This window comes from Terriglobus sp. YAF25, assembly GCF_052113305.1.
Lineage (GTDB): Bacteria > Acidobacteriota > Terriglobia > Terriglobales > Acidobacteriaceae > Terriglobus.
In genome coordinates, this window is the sequence record NZ_JBFRCY010000841.1 from 1 (window position 1) to 1768 (window position 1768).

At 57.0% G+C, this 1768-nt stretch carries 1 protein-coding gene; it reads left to right on the plus strand.

The window, feature by feature from the left end; genetic code table 11:
• Window positions 1-1280: FG-GAP-like repeat-containing protein (locus AB4043_RS24390; RefSeq protein WP_442308373.1), on the plus strand; the 1280-nt coding region annotated here is incomplete at its 5' end.
• Window positions 1281-1768: the final 488 nt, after the last annotated feature.

Consider the following 1768-nt stretch of genomic DNA (forward strand, 5'->3'; position numbering starts at 1 on the left):
TCAATGACGTGAGCGGTCGCAGTTTCGTTTTGCAGAACACCATCGCGATGGAAGCAAACACGGATGTGATCTCCGTCGGTGCAGGCGACTTCGACCATAGCGGCATTCAGAACATTGTTGCGATGACCATCGGCAACCCGGCCGGATCAGGAACGTATATCTTGTGGAACGATGGCCATGAGAACTTCCGCAAAGCTGTACTGACGGCGTTCACATCTCCCGCGGGATTGTCGATTGCCGATCTCAATCAGGATGGGATGGCCGACATTTTGCTTTCGTATAGCTGCGGCACCCAGGACACCATCAAGGGGAGCAACTCAACCTGCCAGGGTGTCATCGCCTTTTACGGACAGGGCCAGCAGAGACTGTTCGAGCGAACACTGGTGATGTCGGATGGCATTCAGGCAACGAACCGTATGCTGGGCGTGGATGTGAACGGCGATGGCGTCGGTGATCTGGTTGGAGGGAATAGGACCACAGGAGCTCAGAGTGGTTTATTTGTCTGGCTCGGACATCCGGATGGCTCGTATGACCAGACTCCGGCGCAGTTTGTCGCGACAACGGACAGTGTAGGAGCGCCTACGGCGGGTGACTTCAACCGCGATGGCATGATGGACTTCGTTTCGGACTTGCCGGGCTCGGCGCAAACGCAGATCTTTCTGAACGCGACGAACCGCGCGCCATGTTCGACCAGTCAGATCAATCCAGCGGTGACTGTCTGCGTGCCGGTGGACAATACCTATCTGCCAGGCCCCACGGTACGCGTGCAAGCGAATGCATATGACACGCATCAGGTGACCGCGCTGCAGCTTTATACCAATGGAAATCTGACGTACTCGCAGCCTGTAAGTTCGTTTGACCAGAGCTTCCCCATGAACAACGGCGCCAACTTCCTGGTAGTGAAGGCCTGGGACTACACCGGCCTGAACTTCCGGTCCGAGCGCCATATCAACGTCTATAGCGGAACGCCGGAACCGGTCTGCCCAGCTGCTTTGGGAACCGCGAATATGTGTCTACCCTCCGGCGCAACCAGCGGCTCCCCGGTCCATATCCTGGCGAATGGATATACGCCGGTGGTTCCTACTTCCGCGCAGCTCTATATCGACGGACATCTCACGATCGAGGACGACGGATGCATCCAGAACGCCGGATGCGTCGGCGGCTCATCGTCCATCGATACGTATCAAGCACTCGGCACGGGAAACCACGATCTGGTCTTCAAACTGTGGGATGCAAACGGAAATGTGTACACAGCAGAGAAAACCGTAACCGTGCAGTAGCCAGGACGTATCGCCGAATTCCGGCTAGAGCATTTTCCCTGCGGGTGTAATGTAGGACTTCCGCTTCCATGGGCGTTTTCCGCAATGAAAACGCCGCTGCACGCCCCTTTCCGCGATACCCAGCAACAGGGAAAATGCTCTAGCCCGCGCACTAGGTGCCCCATCCATCGCGTACCGCGGTCCCCGACGAACTTGTTCGTTGGGGTGGATAGCGATGGGTGGGATATTCGGGGTGAACTATTCGAGCGAAGCTTGAACCGGTGGGAGCCGTGGCCTTTAGGCCACGGTTAAGCAGCTCCAAAAGAATGGGCTTTATAGCCCTGGGCCTCCTCTGTCTGTCAGGGAAGGGCTCAGGGCGAAAGCCCATTCATTTTTACGCCTTTATCAGCGGGCTGAACACCCTAGCCAGCAAGCTGGCCGGGGACCCCGCTGCTCCCACCGGTGTCAGCACGCTTGGGGCTGTTGAAGATCAATGAGATGTATGGTGT